Here is a 21,226-nt window from a genome sequence, read left to right as displayed (position 1 = left end):
GCGCCGGGGAATCCTGTCCCCGCCACACACCGGATAAAAACTCTGTTACACGCCACTGCCAAGCTTGAAAAGCGGCCACAGGCCACGCTACCCGAATCAGGTTAACAGATAGGGCGTTTTCCGGGCCGAATGCACCCCCGGCCGGGAAATGGCCGCCTGCCGGTCCGGACCCGGGGGAGCGTTTCGGGCCGCAACCGGCTGCGGAAAGGCCCTGTCTGCTGCGGGAAGGCTCCGGCCAATCTATTTGCATTGACGCTATTTGCATTGACGTCATTCCGCACGCAAAACCGTGCTACGCTTTTGAACCGCAGTGGACAAGGAACCGATATGCCGCCGCCTCCCGACCCGCTCACCTACGCCCCCGGCCCGTCGATCGGCGACGCCCTCAACTGGATCGCGCCGGAAACGGGCGCGCGCGCGCGCGACGCGCTGGCGCGGCACCTCGGCGAAATCTGCCGCCACGCCGGCGGACTGATCCTGGCGGCGGTGGCGCGCGGATTCGACGTCTACCGCAAGCAGGACGGCTCGAGCTACACCGACGCCGATGTCGAGGCCGAGCGCTACATCCTGCGGGCGCTGGCGGCGCATTTCCCGGATGTTCCGGTCGTTGCCGAGGAAGAATCGGCGACGCGCACGGAAGCGGGCGAGGCCATCAGCCCCGCGCCCCTGCCGGGCGCGTTCTTCCTCGTCGATCCGCTGGACGGCACCCGCGATTTCACCACCGGCGGGCTCGAATACACGGTCAACATCGCCGCCATCGTCGGCCAGGCGCCGGTGGCGGGCGCGGTCTACGCGCCGGCGAGCGGTTCGCTGTGGGTCGGGGGCACGCACGCCTTCGCCCTGAAGATCGCGCCCGACGCGCCGCCGCCGCAGCCGGCCGACTGGCGCGCCATCCACACCCGCCCCGCGCCCGACGCCGGCCTCATCGCCCTCGCCAGCCGCCGCCACGGCGAGGGGCGCACGTCGGCGTTCCTGGCGCGGCTGCCGGTGCGCGAGCGCCGCTCGGCGTCGTCGTCGGTGAAGTTCTGCATCATCGCCGAGGGGCTGGCGGATGTCTATCCGCGCTTCAGCCCCACCATGGAATGGGACACGGCGGCGGGCGACGCCGTGCTGCGCGCGGCGGGCGGCATCGTCACCGACGAGGCGGGCGCGCCGCTCGTCTACGGGCGCACGCAGGACGACCATATTAACGGTCCGTTCATCGCATGGGGGGATTCTGCGGCAAGCCGTCGTTTTTTAGGCCGGTAGCACCGGGCATGCCTCGCAACAGCCACGGTTGGCATACACGGTAGCGGGACAGTCCGGTCGCGCCGGCGCGATCATGGTCATGCGGCGTCTCGGAAGGAACGGCACATGGAAACGACGCAGATGGAACCGGAACGGATCAATACGGCCTCGCGCCTCAGTCGGCGCGATCTTCTCGCGGGTGTGGGCGCGGCGGTCGGGATGGCTGCCGGTCTCGCATCCGGCAGCGCGGCGTTGGCGCAGCAACAGCCCCCGCCTCCGGGCTTCACGCCCGCGCCCGGCAACGATGACACCTTCAATCCCGAGGAAATCATCGAGTCGGGGCACCGCTTCTTCGGCTCGACCTCGCGGGGGCTGGCGCTCGCCGTCCAGAATGTGTTCGAGCGCTGGGGCCAGCCCAACGGCTACATCCTCGGCCAGGAGGCGACGGGCTCATTCTTCGGCGGCCTGCGCTACGGTGAGGGCAAGCTCTATACGCGCTCGCAGGGCGAGCGCACGCTTTTCTGGCAGGGGCCGTCGCTCGGCTTCGATTTCGGCGGGGCGGGCAACCGCACGATGATCCTCGTCTACAACCTGGCGGCGGTCGAGCAGATGTTCCAGCGCTTCGCCGGTGTCGACGGCTCCGCCTATCTCGTTGCGGGTTTCGCGGTGTCGGCGCTCGCCGGACAGGGCGAGCCGGGGCGCGATATCGTGCTGGTGCCGATACGCACCGGCGTCGGCCTCAAGCTCGGCATCAACATCGGCTATCTCAAGTTCACGCCTGAATCGACCTGGAACCCGTTCTGACCCGGCGAGGCCAATGTGCTTGAGACCGTTCTCATCTTCGCCGCCGGTTTTCTGACCGCGAGCGTGCTGGCGCTGATGATCCTGCCCGGCGTCAACGCCCGCGCCAGCCGGCTGGCGCGGCGCAGGCTGGCGGCGCAGTTTCCGATCTCCATCGAGGAGTTGACCGCCCAGATGGACTATGTCCGCGCCGAGGGCGCAGTGGCGGTGCGCAAGCTCGAACGGCAGCTCGACAGGGAACGCGAGGCCCATGCCGAGGCGCGCGCCGCGATCGGCGTGGCCGACGCCGCAAGACGCCGGGAAACGCAGGACATATCGGCCGAAGTCGAGCAGCTCAGGAGCGAGAACGCCGCCTTCAAGGCCGAGCGCGATGCCCTGGAGCAGGACCGCGACGAGAAGCGCATCGCCATCGCCGGCCTCGAAACGCAGTTGGCGAGCGTCAGCACCAGCCTCGAGGCCTTGCGCCGGAAGGTACCCGTCCGCGCGATCGAGCCGGAGGAGATCGCGCGCGAGAACGCGCTGCTGCGCGAGCGGATCGAGGCCGTCGCGGCCGACATCGTCACCCTCGCCGACGCCCGCGAGAGGCCGCCGGCGGCCTGAAGGTCAGAACTCCCCCGCCACGATCGTGAGCACCATTTCCGCCGTCGCGCGGTTCAGCGCCATGGGCACGTCGTAGACGAGCGCCAGACGCATCAGCGCCTTGACGTCCACGTCGTGCGGCAGCGGCGAGAGCGGATCGACGAAGAATATCAGCACATCGATGGCATCCTCCGCGATCATCGCGCCGATCTGCTGATCGCCACCGTAAGGACCGCTCTTCAGGCGGGTGATCGCCAGCTCCGGGCAGCGCTCCATGACGCGCAGGCCGGTGGTGCCGGTGGCGAACAGGTTGCACCGCACGAACGTCGAACGGTGCGCTTCGACGAAAGCGGCCAGATCGTCCTTCTTTGCATCGTGGGCGACGAGCGCCAGCCTGACCGATGTCATCGACCACCCCTCCTCGGGCTTGCTGTGCCGGCTGCGCCTTCCAGGCCGGCCGGCTCCGCGATTCATCATGAACGGTTATAGAGCCTTCCACCCGGATCGCCCTATCGAAAAAACCGGACCCGCGGATCGCGGCATGCCGTTGCCGGCGCCCCCGCGCCCTGACCGGAAAATCGGCATAATTGACTGATAAAGCGATATTTACGTCACAATTGCGTCAGATATAGCGCGCACAAGCATCGATACATTGCCCGGATGCGCGCGGACCGACGTCCGGCCCCATCGGCTTTTATCGACAGGACGACGCGAAAGGCAGGCCATGCAGCACAAACCCCTGGAAACGGTCGGCAGCGACACGCGCGACACGATGTGGCTCTGTCAGTTCAACGGCACCGGCGCCGCCCGCTGGATCGGCATCAGCGAGGACAAGCCGCCCGCCGTCGATCCGGAGACGCTTCTCGGCCCCGAGGAAGCGGGCAAGCCGCGCGGCTTCGTGTGGATCCACGTCGATCTCGTCGATGCGCGCGCCCGTGCCTGGATCAACAGCCTCGCCTTCGTGCCCCAGGCCCTGCGGCAGCGCTTCACCGACAGCGCCACCCGGCACACGGTGGCGGGCGTCGACGGCGTGCTGAACTTCAGCCTGCCCGACAGCGCGCTGGCCTTCGACAAGCCGACGGACGAGATGACCTTTCTGCACACCATCCTCGGCGGGAACTACGTCATCACCGGCCGCCGGCGGAAGATCACGGCGGTCGCCGAGGTCGTCGCGGCGACGGACAGCGGCAAGTCCTACGCCGATCCGCTGTCGCTCGTCACCGACCTCGTCGGCCATATGGTGCAGCGGCTGGAGGCCATGAGCGTCGAGGCCTCCGACGAACTCGACAACATCGAGGACAACGTGCTCGGCGAACGCATCGGGGCGAGCACCGCCTCCGTGCTCGGCCCGATGCGCCGGTCGCTGGCGCGCATCCACCGGCACACGCTGATCCTGCGCCAGACGCTGTTCCAGTTCGAGCGGGCCGAAACGCCCATGCCCTTCGCCGTGCGCCGGCAGGCGCTGCAGGCGTTCGGCGAGCGGCTCGACGTGCTCGACCACGACACCGTCGCCGAACAGGCGCGCGCCAAGATCCTGCAGGACGAGATCTCGACGCGGATCGCCAACGAATCGAACCGCAGCCTCTACATCGTCACCATGGTGACGACCTTCTTCATGCCGCCGGCCCTGATCGCGGGCATCTTCGGCATGAACGTCGCCAGCCTGCCGCTGGACGAGACCGGGGGCGGATTCTGGTGGAGCCTGCTGCTGCTCGCCTTCAGCATGCTGGCGGCCTATCTCGTGCTGCGCCGGTTCATCGGGCGCCGGTGATCAATCCCGCCCGGCGCGCCGCGCCGCGATGACGGCGAGCGCCGCCTCCACGACGCCGGCCACATCCAGCGCCGAGGTGTCGAGCACGACGGCGTCCGGCGCGACGATCAGCGGCGCGGAGGAACGATGCGAATCGCGCTCGTCCCGCTGGCGGATCTCCGCCAGAATGCCGTCGAAGGCCACCTGTTCGCCGCGCGCCGCGAATTCGCGTGCCCGCCGCTCGGCCCGCACCTCGGGAGTCGCGGTGACGAACAGCTTCACATCCGCCTCCGGACAGATCACGGTGCCGATGTCGCGCCCGTCGAGAACCGCCCCGCCCGGCTGGCAGGCGAACGCCTTCTGCAGGGCGAGCAGCGCCGTGCGCACCCGCGGATGCGCCGCGACCACCGACGCCGCCTCGCCCATCTCGCGCCCGCGCAGCCGCTCCTCGTCCACGAGCTGCGGCTCGAACGACAGCGCCACGGCCTCGCCCGCGTCCTCGCTGTCGAGCGACAGGCCCTCGTCCAGCATGATGCGCGCCACGCCGCGATAGAGCATGCCGGTGTCGAGATGCGGCAGGCCGAAATGCGCGGCGAGCCGCTTCGCCAGCGTGCCCTTGCCCGACGCCGCCGGCCCGTCGATGGCGACGATCATCTGCCCGCCTCGGAGATCTCGGCCCCGAGGCTGCGCATCAGCGGGCCGAAGGCCGGGAAGCTCGTGGCGATCATGGCGCCGTCGTCGACGCGCATGCCCGCGCGCGCGCCGAGCCCCAGCACGAGGAACGACATGGCGATGCGGTGATCGAGATGCGTCGCCGCCACGCCGCCGCCGCGCACCTCGCCCGCCCCGCCGGTGACGACGAGGTCGTCGCCCTCGATGCGCACAGCAACGCCCGCCGCCGTGAGCCCGTCGGCCACCGCCTGCAGGCGGTCGGATTCCTTGACGCGCAGCTCGTGCAGGCCGCGCATGCGCGTCTCGCCGGTGGCGAAAGCGGCGGCGACCGCGAGCACGGGATATTCGTCGATCATCGAGGGCGCGCGTTCGGCCGGCACCTCGACGCCCCGGAGCGTGCCGGCGCGCACGACGAGATCGGCGACGGTCTCGCCGCCCTCCTCGCGCGGGTTCAACTCCTCGATATCCGCGCCCATCTCGCGCAGCGTCGTGACGAGACCGGTGCGCAGCGGGTTGGTCATCACCCCCTCCAGCACGATCTCGGATCCGGGCACGATCAGCGCCGCCACCAGCGGGAACGCCGCCGAGGACGGATCGGCCGGCACCACGATGTCGCGCGCCACGAGCTCCGGCTGGCCGGTGAGCGTGATCCGCCTGCCGTGCGTGCCGTGGGGCTCGATGGCGACTTTCGCGCCGAAATGGCGCAGCAGGCGTTCGGTGTGGTCGCGCGAGGCCTCGTTCTCGATCACCGTGATCTGGCCCGGCGCGTTGAGGCCCGCGAGCAGCACCGCGGACTTGATCTGCGCGGACGGCACCGGCGTCTCGTAGACGATCGGCACCGCCTCGCGGGGGCCGCGAATCGTCAGCGGCAGGCGCCCGCCCTCGGCCTCCGCCTCGACGACCGCGCCCATCTTCACCAGCGGGTCGACGATGCGCCGCATCGGCCGCTTGCGCAGCGAGGCGTCACCGTCGAAGGTGGCGCGGATCGGATGGCCCGCGACGACGCCCATGGTGAGCCGGGAGCCGGTGCCGGCATTGCCGAAGTCGAGCGTTTCTTCAGGCTCCACCAGGCCGCCGACACCCACGCCCCGCACGCGCCATTCCCCCTCGCCGAGCCGCTCGGCGATGCCGCCCAGCGCCTGCACGGCGTCGGCGGTGCGCAGCACGTCCTCGCCCTCCAGCAGGCCGGTGATATGGGTTTCGCCGACGGCGAGCAGGCCGAACAGCAGCGCGCGGTGCGAGATCGACTTGTCGCCCGGCACCCGCACGCGCCCCCTGAGCGGCGCGGACGGGCGTGCGGCGACCTCGAACGGTTCGGGATGGCTCGTGGACATGATCGGCGTTCCTCGACAACGGTCTTCTGAAGAGATGATTGCCCAGACGTCCTAGCAGACGGCGCACGGTGCGTCATCTGCCGAAACGGGATGGCGGCTCTCTCCCGGATTATGGTTGCATATGCCGGATTGCGTGATAAGCGATGGTCATTATAGTCGCAGAATTCGCGGGCCCCATCTGCCCGCCCAACGGACCGGACTGATGACAGACAAGCGCGTGAAAAAAGTGGTGCTCGCCTATTCCGGCGGCCTCGATACCTCCATCATCCTCAAGTGGCTGCAAACGAACTATCAGGCGGAAGTCGTGACCTTCACCGCCGATCTCGGCCAGGGCGAGGAGCTGGAGCCCGCCCGCCAGAAAGCGCTGCTGCTCGGCATCAAGCCGGAGAACATCTTCATCGAGGACCTGCGCGAGGAATTCGTGCGCGACTATGTCTTCCCGATGTTCCGCGCCAACGCCCAGTATGAGGGGCTCTACCTGCTCGGCACCTCCATCGCCCGCCCGCTGATCGCCAAGAAGCAGATCGAGATCGCCGAAAAGACCGGCGCGGACGCCGTCTCCCACGGCGCCACCGGCAAGGGCAACGACCAGGTGCGCTTCGAACTCGGCTACTATGCATTGAAGCCCGACGTCACCGTGATCGCGCCGTGGCGCGAGTGGGACCTGACCTCGCGCACGAAGCTCATCGAATTTGCCGAGCAGAACCAGATCCCGATATCCAAGGACAAGCGCGGCGAAGCCCCCTTCTCGGTCGACGCCAACCTGCTGCACACCTCCTCCGAGGGCAAGGTGCTGGAAGACCCGGCCGAGGAAGTGCCGGACTACGTGTTCTCGCGCACCGTCTCGCCCGAGGCCGCGCCCGATGAGCCGACCTATGTCACCATCGATTTCGAGAAGGGCGATGCGGTTGCCATCGACGGCGAGAAGCTCACGCCCGCAGCCCTGCTGACGAAGCTCAACGAGCTTGGCCGCGTCAACGGTATCGGCCGGCTCGACCTCGTCGAGAACCGTTTCGTCGGCATGAAGTCGCGCGGCATGTACGAGACGCCCGGCGGCACCATCCTGTGGTACGCGCACCGCGCCATCGAGCAGATCACGCTCGACCGTGGCGCCGCCCACCTCAAGGACGAGCTGATGCCGAAATACGCCGAGCTCATCTACAACGGCTTCTGGTTCTCGCCCGAGCGCGAACTGCTGCAGAAGCTCATCGACGCGAGCCAGGAATTCGTCACCGGCCGGGTGCGGCTCAAGCTCTACAAGGGCGGCGTGCACATCGTCGGCCGCGAGAGCCCGTTCTCGCTCTACGATCAGGATCTCGTGACCTTCGAGGACGGCGCCGTCGCCTACGACCACCGCGACGCGCAGGGCTTCATCCGCCTCAACGCGCTGAGACTGCGCACGCTGGCGCAGCGCAGGCGCAAACTGGGACTCTAGTCCATGCCGAGAGCATACCTTGCGGATCGGGGCGTGGTGAAGGTGGTGGGCGAGGACGCCCGCCACTTTCTCCAGAACCTCGTCACCAGCCACGTCGACACCCTTGCCGCAGGCGAGGCGCGCTGGTTCGGGCTGCTGACCCCGCAGGGCAAGATCCTGTTCGAGGGGCTCGCCGTCGCCGTCCCCGAGGAGCGCGGCGGCGGTTTTCTGCTCGACGTCGCGCGCGATCAGGCGGAAGTGCTGACCAAACGGCTCACCTTCTACAAGCTGCGCGCGAAAGTCATTGTCGAGGATTTGTCCGAGACATTGGGCGTCGGCGTGGTGTGGGGCGGCGACGCGCCGCCCGCGGGCGTCGGCATCGCCTACCCCGACCCGCGCCTTGCGATGCTGGGCACGCGCATCATCGCCGAACGCGAACGCGTCGCGGCGCTCGGCAATATCGCAGAACCTGGCGACGACGCCGCCGGATGGCACGCGCATCGTGTGCGGCTCGGCGTGCCGGAAGGCGGCCGGGACTTTCCGTGGAACGACGCCTTCCCGCACGAGGCGCTGATGGACCAGCTCGCGGGCGTCGCCTTCGACAAGGGATGCTACGTCGGGCAGGAAGTCGTCTCGCGCATGCACCACCGCAAGACCGCGCGCACCCGCATCGTGCCCGTTGCCTTCGCCGGCGACGGCCCGGCCGAGGGCGCGGACGTGCTGACCGGCGGCAAGGTGTCGGGCCGCATCGGCTCGGTCGTTCCGGGCCGGGCGCTGGCGAGCCTGCGCCTCGACCGCGCAGCGGAGGCGATCGCCGCCGGCGAGCCGATCACGGCGGACGGCGTGGCGCTCACGCTCGACAGGCCGGCGTTCGTCACCTTCCCGTTCCCCGGCGAGGAAAGCCCCGCGCATGAATGATGAGCCCACCAGCGATTTCGTCCGGCTGCACACGGACGGCAAGACCCGCTGCCTGTGGCCGGGCACGGACCCGTTCTACCTCGCCTATCACGACGAGGAATGGGGCGTGCCGGAATACGACGACCGGGCGCTCTATGAAAAGCTCGTCCTCGACGGCTTTCAGGCCGGCCTGTCGTGGATCACCATCCTGCGCAAGCGCGAGAATTTTCGCAAAGCCTTCGCCGGTTTCGACCCCGAGACCATCGCCCGCTTCGATGCGGCGAAGATCGAGGCGCTGATGCAGGACGCCGGTATCGTGCGCAACCGTGCCAAGATCGAGGGTGCGGTGGCGAGCGCCCGCGTCTGGCTCGCGATCCAGGAACGCGGCTCGTTCAGCACCTTCCTGTGGGACTTTGTCGACGGCCGGCCCGTCGTCAACCGGTTCCGCCACCGCGCGGACGTGCCGGCGGAAACGGAAGCGTCGCAAAAAATGTCGAAGGCACTCAAGAAGGCCGGCTTCAAGTTCTGCGGCCCGACCATCACCTACGCCTTCATGCAGGCGGTCGGCATGGTCAACGACCATATGGTCGATTGCTGCCGCCACGCCGAGTGCGCCGCCCTGGCCGACACGCCCCGCCCCTGACCATGGCTCCCCGTGGACCCAAACCGCCGCGCGTCTGGCAGCGGATGCTGTCCGGCCGCAGGCTCGACCTCATCGATCCCTCACCGCTCGATGTCGAGATCGAGGACATCGCCCACGGTCTCGCCCGCGTCGCACGCTGGAACGGGCAGACACTGGGGCCGCATGTCTTTTCCGTCGCCCAGCATACGCTGCTGGTGGCGCTGTTCGCGGAAACGGCGGGCCCGGCGCTGTCGCGCGAGGCGCGGCTCGCGGTGCTGCTGCACGACGGGGCGGAATACGTCGTCGGCGATATCATCTCGCCGTTCAAGGCGGTTCTCGGCGAGGGCTACAAGGATATCGAGAAGCGGCTGCTCGCCGCGATCCACATCCGTTTCGGCCTGGCCGCGCAGCCGGTGCCGGAAGTGGCGAGGATCATCAAGCGGGCCGACCAGGCAGCCGCCTTCTACGAGGCGACGCGGCTTGCCGGCTTCGGTCTGGACGAGGCGCGCAGCTTCTTCGGCAAGCCCGTTCCCCTGCCCCACGGCGGCGAGGCGTTCCTTGAGCCGTGGGACGCGGAGACCGCCAAGCGGCGCTTTCTCGAGAGCTTCGACGCCGCGCTCAACGGGTAACGAGAGCGCTTTCCGATCAGATGGAACCATCTGATCGATAAGAATTCGCTCCAAATCAAAAACTTAGCGCATGCTCCAAGTGATGCAGCGCGATGCCGCTCGTGGTGGCGACATTGAGCGAGTCGAACGTTCCGTGCATGGGGATGGAAACGGTGCGGCAGCGCGCCAGCACGTCGTCCGGCAGGCCGGGGCCTTCGGTGCCGAGCAGCAGCGCGGCGCGCCGGGGCGGCGCGAGCCTCGACAGCGTCTCCTCCCCCCGCGGGCTCAGGCCCAGCACCGTGAACCCCGCCCCCTCCAGCAGATCGACGAGCGCATGGGCGGAGGCAGCGCGGAAGAACGGCACGCAGAGCGCCCCGCCCACGGATACGCGGATCGCCTTGCGGTAGAGCGGATCGCAGCTCGTCTCGTCGAGCAGCACCGCGTCCGCGCCGAAGGCCGCGGCGTTGCGAAAGATGCCGCCGACGTTGTCGTGGTTCGCGAGCCCAACGAGCCCGACCACGAGCGCCCGCTCCGGCAGCCGGGCGAGGAAGGCCGACGCCTCCCCCAGCTCGCCGCGCCGCCCGAGCGCCAGCACGCCGCGATGAATGGGAAAGCCGGCAACCGCATCCATCACCTCGCGGCTCGCCGTATAGAGCGGCACATCGCCGGGCAGGCTTGCCAGCAGATGGCCGATGAGCGGCAGGCGCCTGTCGAGAACGAACAGCGACTCGACGGCGTGCAGCTTCTGGCGCAGCAGCACGGCGAGCACCGTCTCGCCCTCGGCGATGAAGCGCCCGCCCCGGCCGACGAGATCGCGCTCGCGGATGTTCACATAGGCTTCGATGCGCGGATCATCCGCACGGTCGACGCGGATGGGCCGCGGCGTCACCCCTCCAGCTCCTCGCGCAGCATCTCCAGCCGCAGCCACTCCTCCTCGGAGGCGGCGCGCTCTTCCTCGGCCCGCGCCAGCAGCGTGTTGGCCTTTTCGAACTTGGCCGGCTCGCGGGTGTAGAGCTCGCGGTCGGCCAGCAGCGCCTGCAGCTTGGCGATGTCGCGCTCCAGGGCCGCGATGCGCTCGGGCAGGGTTTCGAGCGCGTGCTTCTCCTTGAAGGTGAGCTTGCGCTTCCTGTCCGCCCCGGACGCGGCGGACGGCGCGGCGCCGGGCTTGCCGGCGGGCTTTTCGGCCGGCTTGGATTCCGCCTTGCGTGCCGTCACGCCCTCGCCGCGCTGGGCCAGCATGTCGGTATAGCCGCCTGCATAGACCTGCCAGCGCCCCTTGCCCTCCGACACCACCACGGCGTTGACCGTCCGGTCGAGAAAGTCGCGGTCGTGGCTCACCAGAACGACCGTGCCGGGGTAATCGGCGATCATCTCTTCCAACAGGTCGAGGGTTTCGAGGTCGAGGTCGTTGGTGGGCTCGTCGAGCACCAGAAAGTTGGACGGCAGCGCCAGCGCCCGCGCCAGGATCAGCCGCCCCCGCTCGCCGCCCGACAGGACGGAAACCGGCGTGTTCAGCTGATCGGGCGAGAACAAAAAGTCCTTCATGTAGCTCGCGACATGCTTGACCACCCCGCCCACCGTCACCGTATCGGTGCCGCCGCCGGTGAGCGCGTCCTTGAGCGTCGTCTCGGGCGCGAGCGTCGCGCGGCGCTGGTCAAGGAAGGCCATCTGCAGGTTGGCGCCGAGCTTCACGCTGCCGCTGTCGGGCGCGAGATCGCCGGTCAGCAGGTTGAGGAGCGTCGTCTTGCCCGCCCCGTTCGGCCCGACGATGCCGATGCGGTCGGAGCGCAGGATGCGGATGGAGAAGTCGTCCACGATCACGCGTTCGTCCACCCCCGCGCCGAAACTCTTGCGCAGGTTCTTCGCCTCCACGACGAGCTTGCCCGAGGTGTCCGCTTCCGTCACCGTGATGTTGACCGAGCCCGTCGCGCGCCGGCGCTCGCGGAATTGCTTGCGCATGTCGGCGAGTTCGCGCACGCGGCGCATGTTGCGCTTGCGCCGCGCCGTGACGCCGTAGCGCATCCAGTCGTCCTCGGCGGCGATCTTGCGGGCGAGCTTGTGGTGCTCGGTTTCCTCCTGCTCCAGCACCGTGTCGCGCCATTCCTCGAAAGCCGCAAATCCCCTGTCGAGGCGGCGCGCGGTTCCCCGGTCGAGCCACACGGTGGCGCGCGAGAGGTTTTCGAGGAAACGCCGGTCATGGCTGATCAGCACCAGCGCCGATTTCATGGCGCGGATCTCGCTCTCCAGCCATTCGATGGCCGGCAGGTCGAGGTGGTTGGTCGGCTCGTCCAGGAGCAGGATGTCGGGCTCGGGCGCGAGCACCCGGGCGAGCGCGGCGCGGCGCGCCTCGCCGCCCGAGAGGTCTGTCGGATTTTCCGCGCCGGTCAGGCCGAGCTGTTCCAGCAGATAAGCGGCGCGGTAGGCGTCATCCCCCGGGCCGAGCCCCGCCTCGACATAGGCCAGCGTGGTGTCGAAGGCGGAAAGATCCGGCTCCTGCGGCAGATAGCGCACCGTCGCGCCCGGCTGGATGAAGCGCGTGCCGGCATCGGCCGCGACCAGCCCCGCCGCGATCTTGAGCAGCGTCGACTTGCCGGAGCCGTTGCGCCCGACGAGGCACAGCCGCTCGCCCGGCGACACGGACAATTCCGCGCCGGTGAGCAGCGGCGTGCCGCCGAACGTGAGGTGGATATCCTGAAGCAGTAGCAGAGGAGGTGGAGCCATGGCGTCTCAATAGCCGGGATCGGCGGCATATGCCAGCGGCATCCGCGGCTCATGCCATCGGCCCCGGGCTTCGCTCAGTAGGATTCGCAGCGCAGGCTGGAGGCGACGGCGCGCGCGCTTTCGCGCAGGCTCGGCAGCGGCGCCATCACCCTGTAGACGGCAAGCCCCTGCGTCACCGCCATGCCGTGCCGGGCGGGCAGGACGAAGCGCACGTCCGCGCCCTCGCCGCCTGCGATGTCCATGGCCTGATCGGGCGTCATCACCAGCAGGGACAGTTCGCCCTCCTGCGCCACCTCGTCGGTGACGGCATAGAGCACGCCGCCGCCCGGCGCGTGCAGCGACAGGCCGGCAAAGCCGTCCGGCGCGCGCGCGCGTATGCGCTGCGGGCCCTTGCCGAGATCGAAGCGGCAGACCATCGTGACGAAGGCCGGGTCCGGCCACGGCGGGTTGAAGACGCCGTTGCCCGGCTCCACCGGCTCCGGCAGGCGGGCCGCCGCCGCTTCCCGCGACAGCCTGCTGACCGCGTCGCTGGACCCGATGTACGGAATGGCGAACACCGTGACGATGTGCACCAGCGCGCCGAGCGTCAGGCCGAACACGAGCGCATACAGAACCGCGCCGGAGAAGCGGGCGAGCATCTGCCAGGGCCGGCGGCGCGGAGCGGTGTCGCGCCGGAGGCCCAGCGCGCTGTCGATCTTGAGGGCGCGGGTCTGCTTCATGGGCACGCCAGCCTGTCGATCCGGGGCAGGCTGCCCACCTCGACCGCCCCCGTCATCGCCGAAACCGAGGTGCCGTAGAGCCGCAGCACGAGGTGTACGTCGTCGGTAGCGGGCAGCATGAGCCAGTTCCCCGGCTGCACCTCGCGCGACAGTACGATGTCGACGGTCCCGTCGGGCGCGCGCAGGATCTCGTGCGAGGTGAAGCCGTTGCGGCCCGTGGCGTTCGCCGGCAGGTTGCCGGCGGCGTCGAACACGGTCAGGGTCCAGGCGCGCGACACCGGCACGCCGCCGTTCACGCGGTAGAGGCACGCGCCGCGCAGCCGCCGCCCCTCGCTGTCCTGGGTCGCGTGGAACGCCAGTCCCTCGCCCGCGCCGAGCGGCAGCGACCCTTCCCGGGCCACGATCGCCCGCGCATAGGGGTCGAGCGCGGCGGCGCCGATCTGCGGCCACGCGGCCCACGGTCCGGCGCGCACTTCGCCGAACGGCGGCGCGCCCGCCGTCAGATAATACGCCGAGCCGAGCCCTGTGACGGCGGCGATGGCGAGCGCGGCGAGGATGAGAAGGACCGTACGCAAGGAATCAACACGCGAAACCGAGAAAACGACGACGGCTTGGTTTATCACCGATGATCATGAGCCCCGCAAGCATGTCCCCGACATCATCCGCGCGTCACGGCGGCGTGGACGGCAGGAACGGCCCGAGCGCACCGCTCGCGGCGAGGCGGCGCAGCCCCTCGCGCACGTCGGTGTCCGCCCCGGCAGCGGCCTGCCGGGCGGGGGCGGCCTCGGGCGCTTCCGCGGTCGGCTGGGTCCCGGCCTTCTCCGCCTCGCGGAACAGCGTGCCGAGCCCCTGCAGCAGATTATAGGACTGACGCGACAGATTGACGCTTCCGCCGCCATCCTCGCCGGCCTCGGCGGGCGCCGCCACGACCACGCCGGCGGACGGCTCCACACCCGGCACCGGGCGGATGGTCAGGTTGCGATGCGCCGGGGCCATCAGCGACTGCCAGATCTGGGCCGGCAGCGTGCCGCCCGTCATGCGGTTGGCGGGCTTGTAATCGTCGTTGCCGAGCCAGACGGCGGCCACGAGATTGCCCGTGAAGCCCACGAACCACGCGTCACGATAGGCATTGGTGGTGCCCGTCTTGCCCGCGACCGGCACGCCGTCGATGCGCGCCCGCCGGCCCGTTCCCGCCTCGACGACCCGGGTCATCATGCGGTTCATGCCCTCGGCGACCTCGGGGGTGAGCACACGCATGGGGGCTGCGGCGTCTCGGCTCCTGCGCCACAGCACCTCGCCGTGGCCGTTGCTGATCTCGATCGCAGCATAGGGTTTCGCCCGCTGGCCGCCGTTGGCGAACGCCGCGAAACCCGCCGCCATGTCGAGCACGCGCACACCCTCCGCGCCGATCGGCAGCGGCGCGGTGTTGCGCAGTTCCGTGGTGATGCCCATGAGGTGGCTCATCTCGATGACGCGCGCCAGCCCCTTGCGGGCGTTGCCGTGGCCCATCATCAGCGTGAGCCGCACCGGCGTGGTGTTGATCGAGCGCTGCAGGGCGACGGTCAGCGTCGTACGGCCGGCGTAGCTGCGGCCGTAATTGTTGGGGCACCAGTTGCCGATGCAGGTCGGGCCGTCGACGATCGGGCTGTCTTCCTTGACGAGCCCGTCCATCATGGCGGCGGCATACACGAACGGCTTGAACGACGATCCCGGCTGGCGCAGCGATCCGGTGGCGCGGTTGAACTGGCTCTCGCCGTAGTCGCGCCCGCCCACCATGGCGCGCGCCGCGCCGTCCGGGTCGAGCACCACGATGGCGCCCTGCTTCACGCCCCAGCGCTTGCCCTCCTGCATCAATCCCTCCTCCAGCGCGTTCTCCGCCAGATGCTGGAGGGAGAGGTCGAGCGGCGTCTTGACCACCAGCACCCGCTCGCCCTTGAGCGCGCCCTCGCCGGCCATGGCGCGGATCTCGTCGAAGGCCCAGTCGAGGTAATAGTCGGGGCTTGCGTCGCGCACGCGGTCGATGGGCGTGGCGGGGTTGCGCCGCGCGATCTCGGCCTGGCCCTCGCTGATGAAGCCGGCAAGGACCATCGCGCCCAGCACGTCGGAGGCGCGGGCGCGGGCGGCCGGCAGGTTGACGTGGGGCGCGTACTTGGACGGCGCCTTGAACAGGCCGGCGAGCATGGCCGCTTCCGGCAGGGTGACGTCGCGCACCGACTTGCCGAAGTAGAACTCCGCCGCCGCCGCGGCGCCGAAGGTGCCGCCGCCCATGTAGGCACGGTCGAGATAGAGCTTGAGGATCTCGTTCTTGGTGAGGCGCGATTCGAGCCACAGCGACAGGAACGCCTCGTTGATCTTGCGCTGGAGCGAGCGCTCGTTGGTGAGGAACAGGTTCTTGGCGAGCTGCTGGGTGATGGACGAGCCGCCCTGCACCACCCCGTCGGCGCGCGCGTTGGCGGAGATGGCGCGGAACGTGCCCACGGCGTCGATGCCGAAATGCTGGTAGAAGCGCCTGTCCTCGGTGGCCAGAACGGCCTTGACCAGCAGGTCGGGAAACTCGTCGAGCTCCAGCGAATCGTCGTGCAGGATGCCGCGCCGGCCGATCTCGCTGCCGTAGCGGTCGAGAAAGGTGACGGCGAATTCCGGCTTCTTCAGCCAGTCCTCGGTGGTTTCCTCGAAGGCGGGCTGGGCGAAGGCGAGCAGCAGCATGCCGCCCGCCACCGACAGCGTCGTGCCCTCGCTGGCGAGCTCGACCAGCACACGGCGCGTGCCGCTGACGGCGAGCCGGTCCATGCGCGCCGATATCCGCCGCCAGATTTCGCCAAACCCGGAACCTGCGTTATAGAGGGAAGCGTCAATCCATGAGTCAACGGCAAGCGCGGCGCGCTTGAAGCGGGTAGAGAGGGGCACCTTACGATACTTGAACACCGCAATCGCTCCCCTGAGCGAAGCCGAAGACCGTCTCAGTGGTAAAACACCTTGGCCGTCACCGCAATCGCATCCCGTACAGCAAAGATTGACATCCTTAACCGGAACGCCAATTCGCTGGCGCGTGTGGCGGCAACCTCACATATATAGTGGCAGCACACTGCAATACAGTGCAGGCATCGGCCTGCCGGAGAGTGACTTTGACGGAACCCGGCTTACCGTTCTGGAAGACAAAGAAACTGCATGAACTGTCGGAGCGGGAATGGGAATCCCTGTGCGACGGCTGCGGACGCTGCTGTCTCGTCAAGCTGGAAGACGAGGACACCGGCCGCATCTATGCCACCGATGTCGCCTGCCGCCTGTTCGACGCCGGCGCCTGCCGCTGCAGGGATTACGCACACCGGCAGGCATTGGTTCCCGACTGCATCCGCCTCACGCCGGCGGAAGTCGCCCGCCTGACATGGCTGCCGCCGACCTGCGCCTACCGGCTCGTGCGCGAGGGCGCGGACCTCTACTGGTGGCATCCGCTCGTCTCGGGTGATCCGGAGACGGTGCACGCGGCGGGCGTGTCGGTGCGCGGGCGGGTGGCGGCGAGCGAGGACGACGTGGCCATCGACGATCTGCCCGATCGCATCGTCCACTGGCCGATGCTCACCCCCGAAGCCGAGGCGGCCGAGGCCGGCCCGAGCCGCCGGCGCAAGCGCGAGAAGCGCGGCCGCGGCGGCTGAAGGCCCTCATCCCGCCGCGAGCAGCGCCTGCAGGTCGAGCCGTTCCGTCACCATGGCGAGGCTGCCGTCGTGGTTGCGCGGCCACTCTTCCTCCGGACGGTCCCGGTAGAGCTCGACGCCGTTCTGGTCCGGGTCGCGCAGGTAGAGCGCCTCGCTGACGCCGTGGTCGCTGGCGCCGTCGAGCGCGATGCCCGCCGCCGTCAGCCGGCGCAGCGCGTCGGCGAGCGCGGCGCGCGTCGGATAGAGGATCGCCAGATGATAGAGGCCGGTCGTGCCCGGCGCGGGAGGCTGCCCGCCGGCGCTCTCCCAGGTGTTGAGGCCGATATGGTGGTGATAGCCGCCGGCCGAGATGAACGCCGCCCGGCTGCCATAGCGCTGGATCAGCTCGAAGCCGAGCACGCCGCAATAGAACGCCAGCGCCCGGTCGAGATCCGCGACCTTGAGATGGACATGGCCGATACGCACGCCCGGATCGATGGGGCGGGGCGTGCGCTCCGGCTCGATGGCGGGAAGCCCGCTCATGATACCCTCCACGTTTTTATATGACGGCCGGCACCCCGTGCCGGGTGCACGATGCGCACCCGGCATTGTCCGACGTTCAGCGGGCGAGCGCCAGCTGTCCCTGCTCGCGCTTGCCGTCGAGGCTCCACGCGCCGGGACCGGCGAAGACGAGATAGAGGAACACGAACGAGAACAGCGCCGCCAGCTCGCCGCCGTTGGTGAGCGGATAGAAGCCGCGTGGCGCATGGAACTGGAAATAGGCCACGGCGGTGAGGCCGGAGAGAACGAACGCCGCCGGGCGCGTATAGAAGCCGAGAATGATCAGGACGGAGCCGACAACCTCGATGATACCGCCGATGCCGAGCTGTGACAGCAGCGGCACGTTGGCGAGCGCCTCGACATAGGGGAACCGGATCAGCTTCGACAGCCCGTGCTGAAGCAGGAAAAGGCCCGAGGCGATGCGCAGGACGGCAAGGGCCTGCGGCCTGTAGGAATCAAGTTTCGCGGTGAGGGACATCACAATTCTCCTTGGCAAGGAATGCGGGCAAAAGATGCGCGACCGGCAGGCCGCGGAAGCCGGACGTCGCAGATGCCTCCGTCCGGGACGGCGCGGGGCGGCGCGCCATCGCTCAACTATACTGCAATGCAATATGGTCTATTGCACGGCTGACGTTAATCACGTCTTCGTGCATAATAATTATAACTATTGGTGTGAGATCATCATGCAACGGAGTGTTTCCCATGCTCGACAGGCTGACCGGCATGAGCGTCTTCACCAAGGTGGTGGCCTCGGGCAGCTTCACTGCGGCAGCAAGGCTTTCGGGCCTGTCGCAGACCATGGTGACGAAGCATGTCGCGGCGCTGGAGGCGCGCCTGGGCACCCGCTTGCTGCACCGCACAACCCGCCGCCTGACACTGACCGACGCCGGGCGCAACTTCCATGAGGCCTGTCTGCGCATCCTGTCCGAGGTCGAGGAGGCGGAGATCGAGGCGGGCGCCGGCAATGTCGATCCCCACGGCGTGCTGCGGCTCAACGTGCCGTTCTCGTTCGGCATCCGCCAGATCGCCCCGCTGCTGCCGGCCTTTCAGGTGGCGCATCCGCAACTCGACATCGAACTCGGCCTCAACGACCGCGTGGTGGACCTCATCGAGGAGGGCTGGGACATCGCGGTGCGGATCGGCATGCTGGCGGAATCGCGCCTCATCGCCCGCAAGCTCGCCCCGTGCCGCAACCTGTTGTGCGCCTCGCCGGACTATCTCGCCCGCCATGGTACGCCGCGCTCCGTCGGTGAGCTCGGCCGCCACAACTGCCTTGGCTACACGCTGTCGCAACGCGTCGGGACCGACCGCTGGCCCTTCGGCCCGTCGGGCGAGACGGCGCGCGTGTCCGGCAATCTGCGCGTCAACAACGGCGACGTGCTGGTGATCGCGGCCGAGGCCGGACAGGGCATCATCTACCAGCCGACCTTCCTCGTCGGCGATGCGGTGCGCGCCGGACGCCTTGTGGTCATCGCCCTCGACCACCCGGTGGTGGAGGCGGGCGGCGTCTACACGGTCTTTCCGCACGACCGCCGGCCGCCGGCCAAGGTGCGCGCGCTGGTCGAGTTCCTGACGGCCCGATTCTCGCCCTCGCCGCCGTGGGACGAGGGCCTGCCGGTGTGACGGGCGCCCGAGGGTTTCACCATTTCACGGAAACCGTGAAATTCTCTCGCTTCTTCCCTTTGAGCGAATTCTCATCGATCACATGATCCCATTTGATCGGAAAGCGCTCTACAGCATCAAGCCGGAAAGTGTGTGCACCTTTCGGGAAAACTTGATGCGTAAACAAATGGATAGAACGGCGGAACGATTCCGTCCGAATGCCCGCCGCTCTACTCCCGCGCCAGATCAAGGAAATGCCGCCCCTGGCGGTCCTCGACGTCGACGATCCACAGATCGGAATCGAACTCCAGTTCCCGCTGCAGCCGCGCCTGGGCCGCGGCGGGCGTCGGCTCGGGCTTCAGCGGCAGGGGAGCGAACAGCCGCACGCCCGTTTCCTCGCCGGCAAGGCTCTGCGGAGCCGGGCCGTAGAGCGCCACCGTCCCGTCGAGGCGGTCGACCAGCACGAAGATCGCGCCCGCCTCCTCCGCGCCGCGCCGGCGCAGCACCGCGAACGCCCCCTCCACCGCGCAGCGGCGCAGATAGGCCGCCACCCAGATCCCGCTCTTGAGCCGCATCGCCACACCTTTCATTAATGGGGTGATTTTTCCCCACACGCACTCTAAACCATGCGCATGAACCAGAGCGCTTTCCGATCGAACGGACTCGTCCGGCCGGTGGGCAGGCGCATAACAATGAACGCATGGCGCGGGAGCCTCAATGGCCGTTCTTGTCACGGGCGCCGCCGGTTACATCGGCAGCCACATGGTGCTCGAACTTCTCGACGGCGGCGAAACGCCCGTCGCGCTCGACAACCTGTCGACGGGGTTGCGCGGCGCGGTTCCCGCCGGCGTTCCGTTCTTCGAGGGCGACATCGCCGATAGGGAACTGACCACGCGCATCGTCCGCGAGCACGCCGTCGACACGATCGTCCACTTCGCCGCGCGCATCAGCGTGCCCGAATCGGTCGCCGATCCGCTGGGTTACTACCTCAACAACACCGCCGGGACCCGCACGCTCATCGACACGGCGGTGCGGCACGGCGTGAGGCGCTTCGTCTTCTCCTCCACCGCGACCATCTACGGCGACGCCGCCGTGTCGCCCATCCCGGAGGAGGCGCCGCTTGCGCCGATCAACCCCTATGGCTGGTCGAAGCTCATGGTCGAGCAGATGTTGCGCGACACCGCGCGCGCTCACGGCCTGCAGTTCGCCATCCTGCGTTATTTCAACGTCGCGGGCGCCGATCCGCTGGGGCGTGCCGGCCAGTCCACGCCCACGACCCATCTCATCAAGGTCGCGTTCGCCGCGGCGCTGGGGCGGCGGCCGCACGTCGACGTCTTCGGCCAGGACTATCCGACGCCGGACGGCACCTGCCTGCGCGACTACGTGCATGTCTCCGACCTCGCCGGCGCCCATTCGCTGGCGCTCGCGCATCTGCGCGGCGGCGGCGGCAACCTGACGCTCAATTGCGGCTACGGACGCGGCGCATCGGTGCACGACGTCCTCGCCACCGTGCGCGCCGTCACCGGCCGGCCCCTCGCGGCCCGCGATGCCGCCCGGCGAGACGGCGATCCGGCGTCGCTGATCGCCGCCAACGGACGCATCACCGCACTCGGCTGGAAGCCGCGCTTCGACGACCTGCCGGTCATCATCCGCCACGCCTGGGAGTGGGAACAGCGGCTCGCCCGCCAGCGGTGAAACCCGCGCGCTTCAGCCCTTCGAGGTGATCGGAATGCGCTCAATGGCGCGGGCGGGAGGAAAAGCAGCCGGCGCGCACGCGATCGGGCAGGCGCTGGGCGAAATCGGCGACAGCCTCCTCGCCGTAGATCGTCACCAGGCTGTGAAAGGCCGCAAACAGCGCCGCATGCGCGATGCAATCCTCGTCGAGACCGTCGAGCTGCGCCTCCGCGAAGGCCTCCTTCAGATAGAACAGCGCCGCCCGCTTCTCGTCCATCACGTCATGGAGATCGCCCGATTCGTTGTGGTCTATGATCATACTTGCGTCTTCCGGCTGCGTCGTCTGTTCTCACCTTTTCATCATAGGGGCATGAGGCGGCCGCAGCCAGTGAGTTATTGCAATGCGGTTAACA

Annotated in this window: 23 protein-coding genes; 11 read left to right on the top strand and 12 right to left on the bottom strand. The window is 68.7% G+C overall.

Going from position 1 to position 21,226, the window contains the following annotated elements; genetic code table 11:
- The first annotated feature begins 327 nt into the window (after nucleotides 1–327).
- The 3 genes from ACUSIJ_RS10090 to ACUSIJ_RS10080 all read left to right on the top strand — a co-directional run bounded on the left by ACUSIJ_RS10090 (nucleotide 328) and on the right by ACUSIJ_RS10080 (nucleotide 2,628).
- Complete coding sequence (locus ACUSIJ_RS10090) at nucleotides 328–1,248, top strand: 3'(2'),5'-bisphosphate nucleotidase CysQ family protein (protein ID WP_449308251.1); 921 nt, start codon at nucleotides 328–330, stop codon at nucleotides 1,246–1,248.
- A 120-nt stretch (nucleotides 1,249–1,368) separates the two neighbouring features.
- Complete coding sequence (locus ACUSIJ_RS10085; protein WP_449308286.1) at nucleotides 1,369–2,031, top strand: DUF1134 domain-containing protein; 663 nt, start codon at nucleotides 1,369–1,371, stop codon at nucleotides 2,029–2,031.
- A 15-nt stretch (nucleotides 2,032–2,046) separates the two neighbouring features.
- Complete coding sequence (locus ACUSIJ_RS10080; RefSeq protein WP_449308250.1) at nucleotides 2,047–2,628, top strand: hypothetical protein; 582 nt, start codon at nucleotides 2,047–2,049, stop codon at nucleotides 2,626–2,628.
- Between the two features lie 3 nt (nucleotides 2,629–2,631).
- Here ACUSIJ_RS10080 and ACUSIJ_RS10075 read toward each other — a convergent pair whose 3' ends face one another.
- Nucleotides 2,632–3,015 (bottom strand): methylglyoxal synthase, encoded by a 384-nt coding sequence (locus tag ACUSIJ_RS10075; protein WP_449308249.1) that lies wholly within the window; start codon nucleotides 3,013–3,015, stop codon nucleotides 2,632–2,634.
- Nucleotides 3,016–3,331: 316 nt separating this feature from the next.
- Here ACUSIJ_RS10075 and ACUSIJ_RS10070 point away from each other — a divergent pair, with 316 nt between their 5' ends.
- Nucleotides 3,332–4,378 carry a CorA family divalent cation transporter gene (locus ACUSIJ_RS10070; RefSeq protein WP_449308248.1) on the top strand — a complete coding sequence of 349 codons (1,047 nt, stop codon included), beginning with the start codon at nucleotides 3,332–3,334 and terminating at the stop codon, nucleotides 4,376–4,378.
- On the opposite strand, the gene cmk is transcribed toward ACUSIJ_RS10070, so the two are convergent.
- Together cmk and aroA are read right to left on the bottom strand one after the other, a co-directional pair.
- On the bottom strand, nucleotides 4,379–5,011 hold the full coding sequence (gene cmk / locus ACUSIJ_RS10065; protein ID WP_449308247.1) for a (d)CMP kinase: 633 nt from the start codon (nucleotides 5,009–5,011) through the stop codon (nucleotides 4,379–4,381). It lies immediately after the preceding gene.
- Nucleotides 5,008–6,363: a 3-phosphoshikimate 1-carboxyvinyltransferase gene (aroA, locus tag ACUSIJ_RS10060; protein ID WP_449308246.1), complete on the bottom strand. Its 1,356-nt coding sequence runs from the start codon at nucleotides 6,361–6,363 to the stop codon at nucleotides 5,008–5,010. Before aroA ends, cmk begins: the two co-directional genes overlap by 4 nt.
- A gap of 202 nt (nucleotides 6,364–6,565) precedes the next feature.
- Here aroA and ACUSIJ_RS10055 point away from each other — a divergent pair, with 202 nt between their 5' ends.
- The 4 genes from ACUSIJ_RS10055 to ACUSIJ_RS10040 are packed head-to-tail and all read left to right on the top strand — an operon-like array spanning nucleotide 6,566 to nucleotide 9,925.
- Complete coding sequence (locus tag ACUSIJ_RS10055; RefSeq protein ID WP_449308245.1) at nucleotides 6,566–7,798, top strand: argininosuccinate synthase; 1,233 nt, start codon at nucleotides 6,566–6,568, stop codon at nucleotides 7,796–7,798.
- 3 nt (nucleotides 7,799–7,801) lie between these two features.
- Nucleotides 7,802–8,695: a CAF17-like 4Fe-4S cluster assembly/insertion protein YgfZ gene (gene ygfZ, locus ACUSIJ_RS10050; RefSeq protein ID WP_449308244.1), complete on the top strand. Its 894-nt coding sequence runs from the start codon at nucleotides 7,802–7,804 to the stop codon at nucleotides 8,693–8,695.
- Nucleotides 8,688–9,317 carry a DNA-3-methyladenine glycosylase I gene (locus ACUSIJ_RS10045; RefSeq protein WP_449308243.1) on the top strand — a complete coding sequence of 210 codons (630 nt, stop codon included), beginning with the start codon at nucleotides 8,688–8,690 and terminating at the stop codon, nucleotides 9,315–9,317. The genes ygfZ and ACUSIJ_RS10045 overlap by 8 nt, the downstream gene beginning before the upstream one ends.
- Nucleotides 9,318–9,319: 2 nt before the next feature.
- Nucleotides 9,320–9,925 carry an HD domain-containing protein gene (locus ACUSIJ_RS10040; RefSeq protein ID WP_449308242.1) on the top strand — a complete coding sequence of 202 codons (606 nt, stop codon included), beginning with the start codon at nucleotides 9,320–9,322 and terminating at the stop codon, nucleotides 9,923–9,925.
- A gap of 55 nt (nucleotides 9,926–9,980) precedes the next feature.
- Here ACUSIJ_RS10040 and ACUSIJ_RS10035 read toward each other — a convergent pair whose 3' ends face one another.
- From ACUSIJ_RS10035 to ACUSIJ_RS10015, 5 genes are all read right to left on the bottom strand, one after another.
- A complete protein-coding gene (locus ACUSIJ_RS10035) occupies nucleotides 9,981–10,793 on the bottom strand; it encodes a TrmH family RNA methyltransferase (RefSeq protein WP_449308241.1) in 813 nt (270 codons plus the stop codon).
- Nucleotides 10,790–12,625: an ABC-F family ATP-binding cassette domain-containing protein gene (locus ACUSIJ_RS10030; RefSeq protein ID WP_449308240.1), complete on the bottom strand. Its 1,836-nt coding sequence runs from the start codon at nucleotides 12,623–12,625 to the stop codon at nucleotides 10,790–10,792. Before ACUSIJ_RS10030 ends, ACUSIJ_RS10035 begins: the two co-directional genes overlap by 4 nt.
- A gap of 74 nt (nucleotides 12,626–12,699) precedes the next feature.
- A complete protein-coding gene (locus ACUSIJ_RS10025; protein ID WP_449308239.1) occupies nucleotides 12,700–13,344 on the bottom strand; it encodes a DUF1254 domain-containing protein in 645 nt (214 codons plus the stop codon).
- On the bottom strand, nucleotides 13,341–13,919 hold the full coding sequence (locus tag ACUSIJ_RS10020; protein ID WP_449308238.1) for a DUF1214 domain-containing protein: 579 nt from the start codon (nucleotides 13,917–13,919) through the stop codon (nucleotides 13,341–13,343). The genes ACUSIJ_RS10025 and ACUSIJ_RS10020 overlap by 4 nt, the downstream gene beginning before the upstream one ends.
- A 94-nt stretch (nucleotides 13,920–14,013) precedes the next feature.
- Nucleotides 14,014–16,269 (bottom strand): transglycosylase domain-containing protein, encoded by a 2,256-nt coding sequence (locus tag ACUSIJ_RS10015; RefSeq protein WP_449308237.1) that lies wholly within the window; start codon nucleotides 16,267–16,269, stop codon nucleotides 14,014–14,016.
- A gap of 200 nt (nucleotides 16,270–16,469) precedes the next feature.
- Here ACUSIJ_RS10015 and ACUSIJ_RS10010 point away from each other — a divergent pair, with 200 nt between their 5' ends.
- Complete coding sequence (locus tag ACUSIJ_RS10010) at nucleotides 16,470–16,997, top strand: YcgN family cysteine cluster protein (RefSeq protein WP_449308236.1); 528 nt, start codon at nucleotides 16,470–16,472, stop codon at nucleotides 16,995–16,997.
- Between the two features lie 6 nt (nucleotides 16,998–17,003).
- Here the strand turns inward: ACUSIJ_RS10010 and ACUSIJ_RS10005 are convergent, their stop codons facing one another.
- The gene (locus ACUSIJ_RS10005) at nucleotides 17,004–17,519 is read right to left on the bottom strand and encodes a VOC family protein (protein WP_449308235.1); all 516 of its coding nucleotides are present in this window, start codon (nucleotides 17,517–17,519) and stop codon (nucleotides 17,004–17,006) included.
- A 76-nt stretch (nucleotides 17,520–17,595) separates the two neighbouring features.
- On the bottom strand, nucleotides 17,596–18,015 hold the full coding sequence (locus ACUSIJ_RS10000; RefSeq protein ID WP_449308234.1) for a DoxX family protein: 420 nt from the start codon (nucleotides 18,013–18,015) through the stop codon (nucleotides 17,596–17,598).
- A 224-nt stretch (nucleotides 18,016–18,239) separates the two neighbouring features.
- Between ACUSIJ_RS10000 and ACUSIJ_RS09995 the strand changes: the two genes are divergently transcribed.
- Nucleotides 18,240–19,160, top strand: coding sequence for a LysR substrate-binding domain-containing protein (locus ACUSIJ_RS09995; protein ID WP_449308233.1), 921 nt, complete (start codon nucleotides 18,240–18,242; stop codon nucleotides 19,158–19,160).
- Nucleotides 19,161–19,369: 209 nt separating this feature from the next.
- On the opposite strand, the gene ACUSIJ_RS09990 is transcribed toward ACUSIJ_RS09995, so the two are convergent.
- Nucleotides 19,370–19,714: a DUF1491 family protein gene (locus tag ACUSIJ_RS09990; protein ID WP_449308232.1), complete on the bottom strand. Its 345-nt coding sequence runs from the start codon at nucleotides 19,712–19,714 to the stop codon at nucleotides 19,370–19,372.
- A gap of 142 nt (nucleotides 19,715–19,856) precedes the next feature.
- On the opposite strand from ACUSIJ_RS09990, the gene galE reads away from it, so the two are divergent.
- Nucleotides 19,857–20,834, top strand: coding sequence for a UDP-glucose 4-epimerase GalE (gene galE / locus ACUSIJ_RS09985; RefSeq protein WP_449308231.1), 978 nt, complete (start codon nucleotides 19,857–19,859; stop codon nucleotides 20,832–20,834).
- Nucleotides 20,835–20,874: 40 nt separating this feature from the next.
- On the opposite strand, the gene ACUSIJ_RS09980 is transcribed toward galE, so the two are convergent.
- Nucleotides 20,875–21,132: a hypothetical protein gene (locus tag ACUSIJ_RS09980; protein WP_449308230.1), complete on the bottom strand. Its 258-nt coding sequence runs from the start codon at nucleotides 21,130–21,132 to the stop codon at nucleotides 20,875–20,877.
- Nucleotides 21,133–21,226 lie beyond the last annotated feature (94 nt).

The sequence above is a fragment of the Pseudochelatococcus sp. B33 genome, from assembly GCF_053570585.1.
The sequence above is the reverse complement of the archived record's forward strand: the minus strand, read 5'-3'. Positions and strand labels throughout refer to the sequence as shown.